Genomic DNA, 12,403 nt, shown 5'->3' on the forward strand with positions numbered 1-12,403 from the left:
AATGTCATCGCAAGAGATTCCGCCACCCTTCCCCCTCTTCGGAATGATCACCGGCTACCATGTCTCGCGGGCGATCCACGTCGTCGCAAAGCTGGGCATCGCCGATCACTTGAGCGAAGGCCCGCGTCACGTCGATGATCTGGCCAAGGCGACCGGGACGCACGCCCGTTCCCTTAAGCGCGTCTTGCGTCTGCTCGCCAGCGTCGGTCTGTTCACCGAGGAGACGGACGGCCGGTTTGCCCTGACGCCGGTCGGCGCTTGCCTGCGTGCCGGGGCGCCTGGTTCAATGCGGCCGGCGGCTTATTGTTCGGCGGCAAAAGCTCTGAAGGTTAATTCCCGACATGACTGCAATTCTCCACCGTCTCTAACCTTTGTGACCGGATGCCAAGGCACCCGTCCATGACGATTTTAGGTGTAAGGTATGCTCACAGAGTGCGATGTTCGTGATTCCCGAGAATCTATGCGGAATTCCGCAGACCTGTTCAGCGCTATGCGACGGGCCAGTGTTCGCTAAAGGCACTTGCGAAAGCGGCTCATGTCGATGGGCTGATATATCCAAGGAGCGGCCACCCGGTGCCGGTCAGCAGGGTGCACGAGCGCGACGTTTGCGGGGGTTTCGCGAAGGTCTGGAGATGGCGCGATCATCCTCGGCTGCGAGGGTCCGTCTTTGATCCTGTAGGCGCGTCTGCCGCTCTCGGCCTTTTCCAACGCGACCGCCAGCCCGACTCTTCTTAGGCGCGCCAGAGATGGCGCCGCACACCGCCATAATCAAGTATAGTCCCTCGCCGATCGCAGACGGAGGAGGAGAAGAACAAATGTCCGTGGACGCGGGACCGAGAAAGGTAGACGCCGAATATGCGATTGAGTACCTCCAGGAGCATCCGGAAGCCGGGCTTTGCTGCGAGGATCGGCGCTGCTGGATTACGCCGAACGCAAACGAGACCGATCAGCGGATCCTGCTTCTTGATGGGGTTGAGGCTGACCGGCTCAAAGATGATCCTCGCCTTCGACTCGTGTCCGGAATCGCTCATGCGGGCCGGTCGCTCTGGGTCGTTCGGAGAATGACATAATTACGTGCAGCCCTCGCCCTGGCTGGCGTCCGCGGTTACGATGGAGGGATATCGCCCTGCAAGCACCTCAGGACTCGAGACCAATGTCGCGCGGCAAGGCGGTTGGTTATGCGATTGGTTTGCCACTTTCCCTGCTCGGCTTGCTATTCCTCCCGGCCGGCTCAATCGGCTGGCGAGCCGGGTGGCTATTCGTGGCGGTTGTCATCCTGGCCTTCGGCATCTCGGCGCTCGTGCTGGCGCGCGTCAATCCGATAATCTTCCGCGCGCGCAGCCGGTTTCGGCCCGGCACGAAACGCTGGGACAAGGTACTGCTGTCCGTCATCCTACCGGCGATGGTGGCGATCATTCCCGTTGCAGCATTGGATGCCGGTCGGTTTCATTGGTCGGTCGTCCCACCTTGGGGCGTGGCATTGGGCTATGCCGCCCTGCTGGCGGGCATAGCCAAGCGCAACTTGCAGCATGGACCGGGGACACAGTCTAAAAGGCATATTTATTCTCACGATGCCCGGGGCCTCACAGAGCCTGGCCTCGTGATACAATTTGCTCCGGCGAAAATTGCTATCCTCATAGAACTATCGCCTGCCTGGTGGACCGGAATATCTGATCAGATCGCGATGCCGGCGTTGCGCAGCCCCTCCACCAGCCGACCGAGCTGACTGGGATTCCGATAGGGGAGTATCTGACCGAGGCGTTCAACGGAAAAGTTCGGATTGACCTGCTGCGTCTCCTGCCAGTAGCGGCGCGCTTCGTCGTGGCGTCCGGTGAGGCCATAGAGGCAGGCGAGATAGAAGCGCGTCATGTCCGTCCGCGGCGCCAGCGCCAGCCGCCGCTTGAACGCGATCTCGGCTTCGTCGAAGCGGCCAAGCGCCAGGAGGGCCCTTCCCATTAAATGCAGGGACAGGTCGAACTGGGGATCGAGCCGATGGGCTCGGGTGAAAAGCGCAACCGCATCTTCATGCCGCCCCTGAAAATCCCTCACGTTGCCGAGTACGCTGAAGGCCTGCGCGGAATTGGGGTCGAGAGCGATGGCACGCTCCGCTTCATGCTCCGCCTCGTCCAGGCGCCGCATCCAGGAAAGGCAGATCGCAAGCGCGACATGGCCTTGCGGCTCGGTGTCGTCGGTTTCGATCGCCTTATGCGCCAGTTCCCGCGCCTTGGTCAGATTGTCCTCGGTCGCGCCGTTCCACTGGTTGGCGTAGTCGGCGAAGGTGACCATGGCGAGCCCCGAATAGCCGAGAGCCAGCCCCGGATCTATCGCCAGTGCGCGCTCCAGCATCTTGCGCGCTTCAACCGATGCCTCGGGACGAAATTGCAAGGCGGTCTGACGGGCGCGGACAATCAGATCGTAGACCTCCGGATCGACCTTGCCGTGCTTGCCGCGCCGCGCCTCCTCGCCGGCGGTCAGCTTCACCTCGAGTGCGCTAACGATGGTGCGGGTCACCTCGTCCTGAACCGCGAAGATGTCTTCGAGATCGCGATCATAGCGCTCCGCCCAGAGATGGCCGCCCGTCGTCCCGTCGATCATCTGGGCGTTGATGCGGATACGGTTGGCGGCCCGGCGCACGCTTCCCTCCAGCACGTAGCGGACGCCGAGCTCGCGGCTCACCTTGCGCACATCCGGTGCCTGGCCCTTGTAGGCGAAGGAGGAATTCCTGGCGATGACGAACAGGCCCGAGACCCTCGAAAGGTCGGTGATGATGTCCTCGGCGATCCCGTCGGCAAAATAGCCCTGCTCGGGATCGCCCGACATGTTGTCGAACGGCAGCACCGCAATCGACGGCTTGCCGAGCGGCGGCTGCAATCCACCGACTGCATCGGCGGGCGCGGCTGTCTTCGGCGACCAGGTCCAGATGTGCAGCGCGCGCTCGATGTTCTTGACCTCGCGATTGCCGCCGTCGACGAAATCGATGCCCAGGCGGCCGCGCATATGCTCGTGGATGCCATCTGAAATCACCACGCCCCCCGGATCGGCGAGCCCCTCGATGCGGGTGGCCACGTTGACGCCGTCGCCATAAAGATCGCTGCCCTCGACCATTACATCGCCGAGATGGACACCAATGCGCAGCACGATGCGCCGTTCCGCGGGAACGTCGGCATTCGCCGCGGCCATGGCCTGCTGCACTTCGATCGCACATTCGACGGCGCCAATGGCACTGCCGAACTCGGCCAGTATCGCATCGCCGATCGTCTTAAAGACACGGCCCTGATGGCGGGCGACGAGCGGCTCCACCATATCGCTCCACCGGAGCTTCAGCTCCGTCAGCGTGCTTGCTTCATCCCACTCCATGAGCCGACTGTAGCCGACGACGTCAGCCGCCAGAATGGCGGCAAGCCGACGTTGAATGCGTTCGTTACCCATATGCCTAACATTCGCTGAGAACGTATTAGCAGATAGGTACGCATGGCCTTCAAGTCCACTCGGTTTGACAGATCCGAGACCAGAAACGGCAGCGTCGCCTTACTTAGGCTGGCGTCGTTGTGCGGATCAGATCGCCGGCACCCACTTCCAGAATACGCCCTCCATCCGCTCGGGATAGTGCTTGAACTCGCATTCAAAGCGCCATCCGTAAGTCTTGGCGGCCGCCAGCGCTGCCGGGCTGACCGGGTTCATGCCCGTTCCCGGCGCGAACCAGTCTTCCAGCAAGTCGTCGGGTACGTAGGCGCCGATCCTCAAAGGCAGCTTTTCGAGGACGACATCCATTTCCTCCGGTGCGGGCAACGGGGTCTCTCCTTCAAGGTCTAACCATGAACAAGTCATTCGAGGCGGATTGGGTTCCAGACCATCGGTGAGAACGAATCGGGCCAATATTCCAGGCTGGCCTATTCAATGGTCGCGAGATCAGGAGCGTGTCGTTCATCGGTGCGAGTCCAGGGAAAAGGCATTGGCGCTCTCTGATGATGGGCATGTCCTGATGCAATTTTCGAGATCGCCCGATGCGGAGATCATCGTTTTGCATCGCTTTTTTAACAAATCGGACGCATCTCGCCGACAAACCGCTATATAGCAAGAAAAGACTACATTTGCCCGCCATCACAGGTCCATCATGCATCCGGAATTTATCACGCACCGCGAGGAAAAGCTCGCGCTGGCACATTTGTCCCAATCATTTGGCGAGTTTGAATGGACTCCCAAGGGCGGCGAAAAGACCAAGTTCAAGGTCAGCGTCCGCTACAGCAACCATTGCTATTCACGTTCGCTCGGAGATGGCGAGGTCCAGGCAGAGGACGACGTTGTGGTTGAGCAATCCCCGCTAAGGCTGTTCTGTAGGCAGCGGTACGACCATACCCCGAAGCTATGCGAGATGATCAACGGCCTCTTCGTCAAGCCCGGTACCACCGTGTCGCTAACCTACGAGCCCAACTGGACCATCTACCAACTCTATGCCAAGCCCGCCGAGGGAGCCCAGTACCGCTACTGCGTGTTCTTCCGTGTGAGAAGGACGGATGTCGACGGCATGGTCGATGAGTCTTACCCCTTGGATATGTTTGTGGAGAGCGGGTACGTCCGGACCAACATGGTTGACGTCAGGAAGAAAGTGCCCTTTGGCACCGTGGCGGCCATGACGATGTTGGGGGGGAAGCGTACTACTGAAACGGGTGGGGAGGCACGAAGCCTCCCCATATGTCCTCGACTAATGTCAAACCCAAAGGCCCACAGCACTAGGCAAGTGATCAGGTTACCCTGACGACATCGGCACTATCGAACCCCGTAGGTTCTCAGTCGATCTGCACCGATAGAATGGAACATAGAGTAGATGGGACCATGGGTCAAGGTCCGTACCGCGTCTGGGTCAGCACTCCGTAGCCCATCTATCCCCTGAGTCCTTACCTCAGGCCTGTAGTAGTAGCGTCTGTGCCTTCCAACCTCAAGCCTGTCCACTATGGTGGTCGGTATGCCCAGGCAAGACCATGCGGTGTCTCTTCCAACTATGGCGTTGCCGATGCCGATGATACGACGTGCTCTTCCGGTGTCGTTCCGACCACATTGAACCACCATCTGAACGACAAGGTGGGCTTAAAACCCGACAACGCGAGAGTGACGACGCCGATAAATGCCCAACGTCAGGCAATCATACGTGTTGGAGAAGGACTCAAAGAAAAATACGTGTGGATCTCCGTTATTGTCAGGCAGGATCAGCTCTGCACAGCCCAGAGGCCCTGCTCTTTGAGGGCCACAATATGATGTGATGGCACGGTGTAGTTCGGCTGGCGTGACGCCTCCAAATGCTGCGGAGAAAGCCGGCGACTCAATCAAATAACGAAAGGGCCGTGAAATACTGAAGGTCCCTGACGGTCGCTTCGGATGGGCCCCGATCAAACCGACCATCGGCAAATTGGTGTGGGCACCTTCAACATAGCGCCAGAAGGTGGTGGTGTATGTGTTGCCAAAGTCATCCTTAAGGTCCCGCACAGCTGAAAGGCTGGGCACCGAATCGTTGGCTGCATGAACAAATCTCTCCTGCAAAAAGAGAAGTTGGCCGGCGGTGTAGTTGGCCTCCGCCTCGATCTGAGCGTGACAACCCGGGGTCAGTGACTGTTCGTGATCACCCAACATTAGGTCGGCATGCCAGGGGAGAAGACTATGTCCAATCTCGTGGGCTTCGTTCCATCGCTGTTTCGCGTCGGGTTGTGACTGATCCAGCAAAATACGTTTGCGGTCCGGCAGATACAGCGCTCGAAGGTCGAACTTTCGCACGGCGTCTAACAATAAGGTCGGCCGCTCAATAATTTGGGCACCTGCCACCGAGAGTTTGCTGATCATCTCTCTCAAGAAGCCGTCATTTCGCGAAGAATAGTAGCCGCGATCTAACCGCAGAAGCTCGCGAACGTCTTCCAGTTGTAGCGGGGGCTCGGGATTGCCGAGCCCCCGAAGCACCTTCCGGACTTGCGTTTCGATATCAGCAGCCGTCGGGCGGCTCAAAAGAATGTTCCGCACGACGGTGTTCCTATTGTCTGGCCAAGAACGCTATAAACTCTTCGAGTGCTCGCTTTTCCTCTTTGGAGAGGCTTTGTACCGACTCGCCAGAGCGCGCTGCAAATCGCAAAGCGTGTTCGTGTATGCCATTATCGCGCGCTGTAGAGTTACCGGAGAGCTGCAGGAGCGCCTTGTTAGGCAAGCCGAAGGTTGTAGCGATCTGATAGACTGTGCGTGGTTCGGGTCGGAAATGAGCGTCGCGCTCGATATTCATGACCTCAACGATGTCGATGCTTGCCTTTTCCGCAAGCATTTCCATGCTGAGCCCACGCTTTCGACGCAGATACTCGACGAGCGAACCGAACGCGATCCGCGGCTGGATATCGGACTGGGAAGACGCTCGCTGATCAGCGGCATCCACCGGAGATGGGTCCCTTGCAAGCAAGCCAGCAGCGATCTCCAAATCGCCTTCTAGCTCGGCCTTGCGTTCGAACCACTCCCTCGTGATGGCGAGTTTCATGGTTTTCCTAACTTGAGAACAACGCCGCGTGCTCTGACGTCATCTCGAAATATCTGAGGTTTTCTTTTGTGCCGTCGATTCCAAGGTCGCTCATCCCGCAGGCTCTTTCATAAAAGCCTGCAGATTGAGGCAAGGAATGCAGGCCAATACGGCCCCGAAATCCTTCCTCTTGGCTGACCTCGATCGCAGCGCGAATCATCACTACACCCACCCCACCAAAGCGGGGCTGGGGGACGACAGTTGAACGGTTCCAAGGTGCGGTCTCAACATAGTCGACATAAGCGAGATGCTTGCCCACTTGTTCCGGCAGACGACAAACGTTCTTCGCGGTGTTGATCTGCATCAACCCTTGGGTGCGGCCCTCGCAAACGAGTGCCAATGTCCGGAAAGCAAGAAGTCCATTGATTCGATCCATCTTGGCACGCCAATTCCAGTGCCAGCTTTGTGGCCAATCCTGCCGAGGTTGGCCTTGGCCGATAAGCTGCTGAACGCGCTTAAAAAGGATTGGCATCCATTCGGTTTCCACGCAGCGCAAATGCGACTCATCAATTGTTTCGATGAGTTCTGCTGCCACGACTTGGCCGGTCTGCTTATCCTTCAGAAAGACGGAATGCGATGTCACGGGTGTTACAGCACCATTAGCTCGGCCTTTTCTTTCGTCGCATCGTCCTCAAAAAACAGCTTTCCGCCCTGCTCCAGGCGAACATCAACCAGTTGATAGAGTTTGAGCGCCTGACGAAGAACGGCGGTTTTGGTCAAATCTTTTTTGCCAGACAGCTTCTCAAGCGCCTGCATCTCGGCATCGGTCAGATTCAGCGTCATTGTTTTTTTCATATCGTCTCCTTCTCGTTCAGGGCGCGACAATCTACGGCGTCGACTGGAAAAAGTCAACTAAAAATATATACCCCGCAGCTATTGCATAGCCAAAAAATAGCTACTAGTTATGTATTCGGTGTTGAGCGATCGCCGCCATCACCGGCAACGGAGCATAAAAAATGACTGACCAAATTACCCTGACTCCCCCTCATGCCGGCCACGGCCAGTTTGAGGTCGCTATCAACGATTCGGTTCACGCCTTTCCTGACCCAATCGTCACAGGCGAGCAAATCTTGCAAGCCGTAAGACTTTTCCCCACTGACGAGTATCTCGTTTTTCAAAAACTCGAAGACGGTCAACTCGAAGAAATCCGCCTCGACGAAAGTGTCGATCTTCGTCGTGCGGGACGGGAGCGTTTCATCACTTTCAAGAGTGACCGCTCCTTCCGCTTCACGTTGGACGGTCGCCGTTTTGAGTGGGGCCTTCCTTTCATTACCGGACTCCAACTGAAACGGCTGGCCGGGGTAGATCCTGCCACCTATGGCGTTTGGCTGGCACAACGCGTCGGGGACGACCGGCTTATCGGCAACAACGAGGAGATCGACCTGCAGGCCGATGGCGTCGAACGGTTTTTCACAGGGATCGACACCACAACCGAGGGTTCTGAAGGCCTGATATTGCCGCCTGAAGATCGGGAATATCTCGAGACTCATGGGATCGCGTTCGAGGAGAAGGCAGCAGGTGCTGTCAAGGCGGTCGTTCTGAAGGGTCTTAACCTGCCGAGCGGCCGGTTTGACATAGGTGCCGCAGATATACTGGTACTATTGCCGGCATCATATCCAGACAGCGCGCCGGACATGTTTTACCTGATGCCTTGGGTTCGTTTAGTCAAAGGTAATCGCTATCCCCAAGCTGCCGACCAACCCTACGCGTTTGGCGGTCAAACGTGGCAGCGTTGGTCGCGTCATAATCCCGCGTGGCGCCCAGGCATCGACGGCATCTGGACCATGCTGCGTCGCATCGAACGCGCGTTGGAGATTGCAGCGTGACCACGTCCGATATGACAATCCAGGAGAAGCATTTACGCCTTCTCCAAACCGAACTGCTTCGCCCCGACGGGGCGGAGCATGCGGCATATATTCTCTGCGGGCTCTCGCGAATTGAGAGAGACCCTTTCAGCGGCGAGGAACGAATCCGACTATTGGTGAAAGACGTCCTGCCGGTCGAGCCAGAAGAGATAACTTCGGCGGACGAGCGTCACATTTCCTGGCGTACAGATCGCTTTGTGAAACTGCTCGGCCAAGCCGAGCGCACAGGCCTCTATGTTGGTATCGCTCATTCGCATCCTTGCGGTCCTTCGAAATTCTCTTCGCAGGATGATCTCAACGAAGCCGAACTCGTTAGGTTGGCACAGAATCGCAACGGAAACGCTGCCCTGGTACCGAGCGTGTTGTTTTCAGGTGAAGGTGCAATCATAGGGAGGGTCTGGACATCTCCCAATAGGTTCATCGATTTCGGGGCCATTAGAACCGTCAGTTCGGCCTGGAACATCATTCGACCCGCCGAAACAGAGCAGACCGGTCATCCGGCGCTTTCACGCCAAGTATTGGCATTGGGATCGGTCTTCAATCAGACGATGAAGGGCTTACGGATCGGTGTCGTTGGTGCCGGAGGAACGGGCAGTCCACTGATTCAGCAGCTTGGGAGAATGGGCGTTGGGTACTTGGCGGTATTTGACCCAGACACGGTAGAAGAATCGAATCTCAACCGACTCTACGGGGCCACCCATGCCGATGCACGGGATAATCGGCGCAAGGTAGACGTTGCCAGGCGCGAGGTCGAACGGATGGGGCTTGGAACGCAGGTTGCCACCTTCGATGCCTGGATCGGCGTCCCCGAATGTCGCGACGCCTTGAAGTCGATGGATCTCATTTTCGGCTGCACCGACGACCATGACGGGCGCGCTCTCCTGAGTAGACTAGCTTACTATTATCTGATCCCGGTCATCGACTTGGGCCTCGCCCTTCGCGTGTCGGAACGTCACGGCGAAAATATCCTAGAGGCCGATGGCCGTGTCACTGTTTTAGAGCCTGGCGCGTCTTGTCTCGTCTGTCGCAGGATCGTTAATCCAGCCGTTGCGGCCGAAGAGGCATTGAAACGAGCCGATCCCGAAGAGTACGAACGGCGGAAGTCTGAAGCATATGTTCGGGGTGAAGGAAATCCAGCGCCAGCCGTCGTCTCATTCACGACCTCTGTCGCGACGATGGCGATCGAAGAGATGATCCAGAGGTTTCAGCGGTTTCGTGGATCGAGCGGAATGATCGCAAACAGGGTCCGTAAGTTCGGACAAGTTGAAGACTTCCGACCCGGCGCCGCGGCAGAGCCTTGCCGTGTTTGCGCCAACGATCGCATCCACGGGGTCGGCGATGTTACGCCTTTTCTTGGAAGGATCGGCTGACGTGATCGCAAGAATTCTCTGCAACATTTTGGCCTGGGCGGGAGCTATTCAACGCCCTGACTTCCTAGCGCGCCGGTCGACAGACATGCCCTCACCCGATGCGTTGACACCTGGCATATTGTTCATCGTCGGTCCTAAGAGAATCCCCAAGTGGGTTACGGCTCAATGTCCTTCCGGCTGTGGTACGTCCCTTCTGCTCTCGTTGAGTCAAAGCCGAAGACCTAGATGGTCCGTCGTTTTAGATTGGATGGGCCGGCCAACTTTGGCGCCATCTGTCCGCCGAACAGATGGCTGCCGATGCCATTTCTGGTTGCGGAAAGGGGCCGTAGAGTGGTGCGCCGACAGTGGCCACCCAGAGGCCAAGCGCGAATAACTTCATAACTCAGTTGACGAGAACGTCTTTCCAAAAAATATCGCTTTCCTCTTGACTCGGTCCTGCTAACAATCACGTTGATTCGGCAGGGATGGGGCAAGGTATGTTTGCGGCGATGCCATCGGAAAATCTCAGGCGTCTTGAGTTCTTCCGGCTCGCACTCCTTCTCATTGACCGGGGTAATAGCGACCTGCCACCCCGGCTCTCAGAACATTTTGACTGTGTACTTCATCAGGCACGGGCACTTTACGCGGACCCGAAAAGCATCTCACCAGAAGTCATTCCTCAAGCAGTACACTTGGCCAACGACTTCCACATTATTTCTGGTCTCAGAGATGCGCTGGACGGAGTCGATAGAATTGGTGACGTAAGCCCCGAAATCGCGCATAAAGTGCTCCTAAGCTTGGAACCGGCCATTGCATCCGCGGACTGACCTTAGTCTACTTCTTGAAAGCCTCTCGCAGCTCTCAAAGACGCCCTATTTCAATAAGGCGCTGGAAGCGCACACACGTGCACTCATAGACACCGTGGATCATGTCCTCACCGTATCGCCTTCATATGACGACGAGATCGTTCGCTCATTCTCTGAGAAAGCCTGGATCACCCATCGTTATCTGCAAGGATCGACGACAAAAGAGCTACCGTACGAAATCGAATATTGCATGCGATTCGCTATCGCGGACTGGTTGCCGGAGAAATGCCTGGTTACTACGGCGCTAACCGATGAAAAGGATTTCCATCTCAAAGTCGGCGATCCGTGGGAATTTGTCGCCAAGGTGCTTACGCGATATGGGCATCCGCTTCCCGATAGCCGGCTGATCTTCATTGGCGTGCCTCGATTATATAAGCACATGCCACTGTTTTGTAGCGCGCTCTACCACGAGCTCGGGCATTTTGTGGACCTAACGCGCAATATTACTGAAACCACGATGCTTCTTGAGCCAATCGAAGGAGCTTCAGAGGTCGTACAAGACGTCGTACGCAGGCATCGTTGTGAGCATTTTGCGGACCTCTTCGCAGCTTGCTATGTTGGATCCGCGATCGCGGATAGTCTGGACGCTGTGCATCCGTTTGGAGAAAGAACGCCTACACATCCGCCAACCACTGAGCGGATCGAGGTAATTCGAGGTTTTTTGGCCGACGAACCGTTCGATGAGCTTACGATGTTTCAAGACACGTTGAGCCGTCTAGGAATGCCTAGGCTTGAGCGACGCTTCGTTGTTCCCGAGATTGAATCGGCATTTGACGACATCCGTCCCTATACCCTCACAGGAGAAGCTGAGCTTCATGGGATTATTCCCGCAGGCTGGTCATACATGGCAAAGGCCCTGCACGGAGCCGGGGCCCCCTGGACCAGGGGAGCTCAGCGACTGGAAATAATTCGCGTGATCAATGACCTCACGGAAAAGTCCGTCAGAAATTCTTCGTTGCGACAGCTGTGGTCGAGCGTAAGTGCATGATCAAACAGGAGCTGCTCGAACGTTTAAACAGACCGGGTCCTCAAGGGCTGTGGATCGAGCCCTTGCTTGACCCAGCCCAAATTGGCGAACTGACTACAGATTTGCGCCTAGGCTACGATTTCCTGGTTTCTATCGTGACCCGCCGTCCGTACATTGGCGTGGCCAAAGATGATGCCGGATTTCGAGCTGTATCGTCATACTTCCAACCGACAAGACGCGAACTCGGCGAACGGTTCATTTTGTATCCAGATCAAATCGTGCTTACGACTACCCTAGAGTACGTTGCGCTTCCCTCGGATGTTTACGCAGATGTGTTCACCCGAAGCAGCTACACCTCGTCTGGGAATTGCAGTGAACACAATGATGCAGCCCGGGTTTCGGGGGTGCTTCCCAATCGAGATGTTCAATCATAGTAACAATCCTGTAGAGCTCGTCGTTGGTGCCAAAATGTTCCAGATGCGCCTAACCGAGTTGAGCGGCCCGACGAGTTATGGCGGGATCGAAAGAAAGTACTTCGGCAACGTGCGGCCAACGCCGTCTCGCGCAGCCGACGACGCAGATATCCACCGACTCTCGCGATTAGCCGCCGATTGAGACGATAAGAGCTTATCGAAGATAGGCTAGACATCGCTAGTGCGCCCCCAAGGGGTTCGCCTTGTCTGCTGTCATTGTCCGCTACATTTTTCTCTGTGTACAGCAAGGTACGCGCGAGGTGCTTCCGTAGCGCTTCCGCGCGAAAAGAGCGTGGTGGATTTCGAAATGAGATCGAATGTAAATGTCTGATATTTATG

At 56.8% G+C, this 12,403-nt stretch carries 15 protein-coding genes; 9 read left to right on the forward strand and 6 right to left on the reverse strand.

Annotated features, from left to right (window positions below; all coding sequences use genetic code 11):
- Positions 1-43: 43 nt before the first annotated feature.
- Both BQ8794_RS05925 and BQ8794_RS36015 read left to right on the forward strand, forming a co-directional pair.
- On the forward strand, positions 44-403 hold the full coding sequence (locus BQ8794_RS05925; RefSeq protein WP_210189818.1) for a methyltransferase family protein: 360 nt from the start codon (positions 44-46) through the stop codon (positions 401-403).
- 750 nt (positions 404-1,153) lie between these two features.
- Complete coding sequence (locus BQ8794_RS36015) at positions 1,154-1,726, forward strand: hypothetical protein (RefSeq protein WP_210189819.1); 573 nt, start codon at positions 1,154-1,156, stop codon at positions 1,724-1,726.
- On the opposite strand, the gene BQ8794_RS05940 is transcribed toward BQ8794_RS36015, so the two are convergent.
- The gene (locus tag BQ8794_RS05940) at positions 1,675-3,429 is read right to left on the reverse strand and encodes an adenylate/guanylate cyclase domain-containing protein (protein WP_077374444.1); all 1,755 of its coding nucleotides are present in this window, start codon (positions 3,427-3,429) and stop codon (positions 1,675-1,677) included. The two genes, BQ8794_RS36015 and BQ8794_RS05940, sit on opposite strands and share 52 nt — an antisense overlap.
- 126 nt (positions 3,430-3,555) lie before the next feature.
- Positions 3,556-3,789: a hypothetical protein gene (locus BQ8794_RS05945; RefSeq protein WP_127291355.1), complete on the reverse strand. Its 234-nt coding sequence runs from the start codon at positions 3,787-3,789 to the stop codon at positions 3,556-3,558.
- Between the two features lie 325 nt (positions 3,790-4,114).
- Here BQ8794_RS05945 and BQ8794_RS05950 point away from each other — a divergent pair, with 325 nt between their 5' ends.
- Complete coding sequence (locus tag BQ8794_RS05950; protein WP_077374446.1) at positions 4,115-4,756, forward strand: hypothetical protein; 642 nt, start codon at positions 4,115-4,117, stop codon at positions 4,754-4,756.
- A 329-nt stretch (positions 4,757-5,085) separates the two neighbouring features.
- Here BQ8794_RS05950 and BQ8794_RS05955 read toward each other — a convergent pair whose 3' ends face one another.
- The 4 genes from BQ8794_RS05955 to BQ8794_RS05970 are packed head-to-tail and all read right to left on the reverse strand — an operon-like array spanning position 5,086 to position 7,339.
- Positions 5,086-6,006, reverse strand: coding sequence for an ImmA/IrrE family metallo-endopeptidase (locus BQ8794_RS05955; protein WP_077374447.1), 921 nt, complete (start codon positions 6,004-6,006; stop codon positions 5,086-5,088).
- 10 nt (positions 6,007-6,016) lie between these two features.
- Positions 6,017-6,505 (reverse strand): helix-turn-helix domain-containing protein, encoded by a 489-nt coding sequence (locus BQ8794_RS05960; protein ID WP_077374448.1) that lies wholly within the window; start codon positions 6,503-6,505, stop codon positions 6,017-6,019.
- A gap of 7 nt (positions 6,506-6,512) precedes the next feature.
- A complete protein-coding gene (locus BQ8794_RS05965) occupies positions 6,513-7,127 on the reverse strand; it encodes a hypothetical protein (RefSeq protein ID WP_077374449.1) in 615 nt (204 codons plus the stop codon).
- 5 nt (positions 7,128-7,132) lie between these two features.
- A complete protein-coding gene (locus BQ8794_RS05970; RefSeq protein WP_023707935.1) occupies positions 7,133-7,339 on the reverse strand; it encodes a transcriptional regulator in 207 nt (68 codons plus the stop codon).
- 161 nt (positions 7,340-7,500) lie between these two features.
- Between BQ8794_RS05970 and BQ8794_RS05975 the strand changes: the two genes are divergently transcribed.
- The 6 genes from BQ8794_RS05975 to BQ8794_RS37300 all read left to right on the forward strand — a co-directional run bounded on the left by BQ8794_RS05975 (position 7,501) and on the right by BQ8794_RS37300 (position 12,206).
- Entirely contained in the window at positions 7,501-8,370 is an 870-nt protein-coding gene (locus BQ8794_RS05975) for a multiubiquitin domain-containing protein (RefSeq protein WP_077374450.1), read from the forward strand.
- Positions 8,367-9,779 carry a ThiF family adenylyltransferase gene (locus BQ8794_RS05980; protein WP_143744474.1) on the forward strand — a complete coding sequence of 471 codons (1,413 nt, stop codon included), beginning with the start codon at positions 8,367-8,369 and terminating at the stop codon, positions 9,777-9,779. The genes BQ8794_RS05975 and BQ8794_RS05980 overlap by 4 nt, the downstream gene beginning before the upstream one ends.
- Positions 9,780-9,864: 85 nt before the next feature.
- Positions 9,865-10,152: a ubiquitination-like system serine protease family protein gene (locus BQ8794_RS37295; protein WP_425293525.1), complete on the forward strand. Its 288-nt coding sequence runs from the start codon at positions 9,865-9,867 to the stop codon at positions 10,150-10,152.
- 416 nt (positions 10,153-10,568) lie between these two features.
- Positions 10,569-11,612 carry a M48 family metalloprotease gene (locus tag BQ8794_RS05995; RefSeq protein WP_077374453.1) on the forward strand — a complete coding sequence of 348 codons (1,044 nt, stop codon included), beginning with the start codon at positions 10,569-10,571 and terminating at the stop codon, positions 11,610-11,612.
- On the forward strand, positions 11,609-12,025 hold the full coding sequence (locus BQ8794_RS06000; protein ID WP_244554875.1) for a dCTP deaminase domain-containing protein: 417 nt from the start codon (positions 11,609-11,611) through the stop codon (positions 12,023-12,025). Before BQ8794_RS05995 ends, BQ8794_RS06000 begins: the two co-directional genes overlap by 4 nt.
- Positions 11,922-12,206, forward strand: coding sequence for a dCTP deaminase domain-containing protein (locus BQ8794_RS37300; RefSeq protein ID WP_425293522.1), 285 nt, complete (start codon positions 11,922-11,924; stop codon positions 12,204-12,206). The genes BQ8794_RS06000 and BQ8794_RS37300 overlap by 104 nt, the downstream gene beginning before the upstream one ends.
- The last annotated feature ends 197 nt before the right edge of the window (positions 12,207-12,403 follow it).

The organism is Mesorhizobium prunaredense (genome assembly GCF_900156895.1).
Lineage (GTDB): Bacteria > Pseudomonadota > Alphaproteobacteria > Rhizobiales > Rhizobiaceae > Mesorhizobium > Mesorhizobium prunaredense.